Annotated in this window: 3 protein-coding genes; all 3 read right to left on the reverse strand. The window is 45.4% G+C overall.

The window, feature by feature from the left end:
• Positions 1 to 97 precede the first annotated feature (97 nt).
• Positions 98 to 430, reverse strand: coding sequence for a Grx4 family monothiol glutaredoxin (gene grxD, locus ACWVCM_RS15905; protein ID WP_455202751.1), 333 nt, complete (start codon positions 428 to 430; stop codon positions 98 to 100).
• Between the two features lie 165 nt (positions 431 to 595).
• A complete protein-coding gene (locus ACWVCM_RS15910) occupies positions 596 to 2,368 on the reverse strand; it encodes an N-acetylglutaminylglutamine amidotransferase (RefSeq protein ID WP_455202752.1) in 1,773 nt (590 codons plus the stop codon).
• 43 nt (positions 2,369 to 2,411) lie between these two features.
• Positions 2,412 to 2,710 (reverse strand): hydantoinase B/oxoprolinase family protein (locus ACWVCM_RS15915; RefSeq protein WP_455202753.1); only part of this gene is annotated, 299 nt, incomplete at its 5' end.

The raw sequence follows: 2,710 nt of genomic DNA on the forward strand, positions 1-2,710 counted from the left end.
ATCTAAATTAACGAATATAAAAAAGGCTGCCGGGTGGCAGCCTGTCAACCAAATGTTGCTGAGGGAGGGTTGTAAAAAGTATATTCTGGTTCGTTATCTAACTCTTTGCGCTTTCTGAGGTCACCGCATCGTCAACCATTTTTTTCAATTCACCGCGCTGATACAACTCCAGGGTGATATCACAGCCACCAACCAGTTCACCATTAATGTAGAGTTGTGGAAATGTCGGCCAATCAGCATAGCGTGGTAAATTTTCAAAGATTTCCATGTCTGCCAGCACATTCACATAAGCGAACTCCTGTCCACAGGCTTTCAGTGCTTCAGCGGCTCGACTGGAAAAACCGCATTGAGGAATACTGGGCGTACCTTTCATAAAAATCACCACAGGATTCTCTTTCACTTGCTGATTAATTCGTTCCAAAACGTCCATTGATCTTTAACCTCTTCTTTCGTGTGGTTATTAAGCAATAACCATTCATTTTACGTTGGATAGTTGAGTAGTCTACCAGAAATAACCTAGCAAACAAGTCGGATTTTAACTGCGCCTGCTGAATATCTCGTATGCAGGGGAATTTATTCAATAGCTCTCCAGAATTTAGGGCAAATTAAGTTGTAACCAATATTCCAGGAGGGATAGGTGCCACAATTTACTACCCTGAATGCGGGTAAAATGCTGCTCCGGTTCTGCCAGCAGTTTTTCGACATAATCTCTGTTGTATAAACCGCGATGTCGACAGGCCTCGGAATCCAGAATATCCTGCATAAAATTATAAAACTTACCGCGCACATATTTGAGCGCCGGCATTGGAAAGTAACCCTTGGGTCGATCGATCACAGCATCAGGCAATAAACCGCGGGATATTTGTTTTAGTACATACTTGCCGTTTTCTTTTAATTTTAGTTCCGGTGGCATTTGCGCCGCCAACTCTACCAGCTCATGATCCAGAAAGGGCACCCTGGCTTCCAGTCCCCAGGCCATGGTCATGTTGTCAACGCGCTTTACTGGATCGTCGACTATCAAGGTGGTGACATCCAGGTTGAATACACGATCTAAAAAAGTGTCTGCTTTCATATCGGCAAAGCGTCGCGATACGTATTGTGAGGTATAGTCTTCACCCTGGTATTCACTACCAACAGTTTCCAGGTATTCATTGTGATCGCGATCAAAATAGTTTTGTGCAAAGCGATCCAGATCAGCGCCTTCTGCCTGCTCCATTAATGGGTACCAGAAATAACCACCAAACACTTCATCCGCACCCTGACCGCTTTGCACCACTTTTATTTGTTTGGATACCTGCTCGGACAATAAATAAAATGCTACCGCATCCTGACCAAACATGGGTTCCGCCATATTGTGCACGGCCTCTGGCAATCTTTTCAGCACATCGGTATTAGGAATATGAATTTTATGATGTTGAGTATTAAATTTTTCCACAACCTGGTCGGAAAATTCAAACTCACTTCCCTTTTCCTCGCCGATGTCTTCAAAACCAATGGAAAAAGTCCGCAGATCTTTTACCCCGGCTTCGGCAAGTAAACCCACCAGTAAACTGGAATCCAGCCCACCCGATAACAGGACGCCGACGGGCACATCGGCAATCTCTTTGCGTTTCTCAACTGCCAGCTTTAACTTTTCGTGGATTGCATCAATCCATTCCTGTTCCGTTAGCGTTTGCTCAGAACGGGTAGAGCGCAATTCCCAATAACTTCGTGATACCGATTCTCCATTGGGTTTCACTGTCAAAGTTTTACCGGGTACCAGCTTGCGAATACCTTTCAATATTGTGCGCGGCGCTGGTATCACTGCATGTAAAGTAAATTGATGATGCAATGCAATAGCATCAATTTCCGTATCAACATCACCAGCAGCCAATAAAGCCTGGGTATTGGAAGCAAAACGAAACCAGGTGTTGGTTTGACTATAGTAAAGCGGTTTTATACCCAAACGGTCCCGCGCCAGGAACAATTGTTGCTGCTTTCGATCCCAGATAGCGAACGCAAACATGCCGTGCAAACGTTCAACGCAACGCTCGCCCCATTCCGCGTAAGCTTTAATAATGACCTCGGTATCACCATGGGAAAAAAATGAATAGCCTTTGGCGATAAGCTCTTTACGAAGTTGTGGATAATTGTAGATTGTGCCGTTAAACACAATACTCAATCCCAGTTCAGTATCGACCATCGGTTGATTGGCATGCTCTGACAGGTCAATAATTGAAAGCCGGCGATGACCCAATGCCAGCACGCCATTCTGATAGTCGCCGGCATTATCAGGACCACGACGTGCCAGTTTATCCATCATTCGATGAATGGTATCGAGTCGGGATGACTCGTTATCGAAACGCAATTCGCCACATATACCGCACATTGTCAGAGTCTCATCTAATTACTTTTATTGGGTGTATTATTGATTATTTTTCCTTGCCCCAGCCACCACCCCCTGGTGTACTGATGGTCAGCCGATCTTTGGCTTTTACCTGCAAAGTTTGTTTGGCTTCCAGCACCTCTTCATTGAGCTGGTTAACACCTTCTTTTGCTGCATCGCCACCATTTAAACCCCAGGGCGGATTGTTTCGGCGTTCAGTCAGCAAGGTCACCGTTGCCGGCTCAAGAAATTCAAATTCACGAACAATTCCATCTCCGCCTTTATGCAGTCCTTTGCCGCCTGAGTCATCACGCAGCGCGTACTGCGTAATACGCATTGGGTATG

Source organism: Kaarinaea lacus (genome assembly GCF_975902315.1).

Bases quoted from the DNA above. Each gene is read 5' to 3' on its own strand.
- grxD (WP_455202751.1), bottom strand. From the start codon at position 430: ATGGACGTTTTGGAACGAATTAATCAGCAAGTGAAAGAGAATCCTGTG.
- ACWVCM_RS15910 (WP_455202752.1), bottom strand. From the start codon at position 2,368: ATGTGCGGTATATGTGGCGAATTGCGTTTCGATAACGAGTCATCCCGA.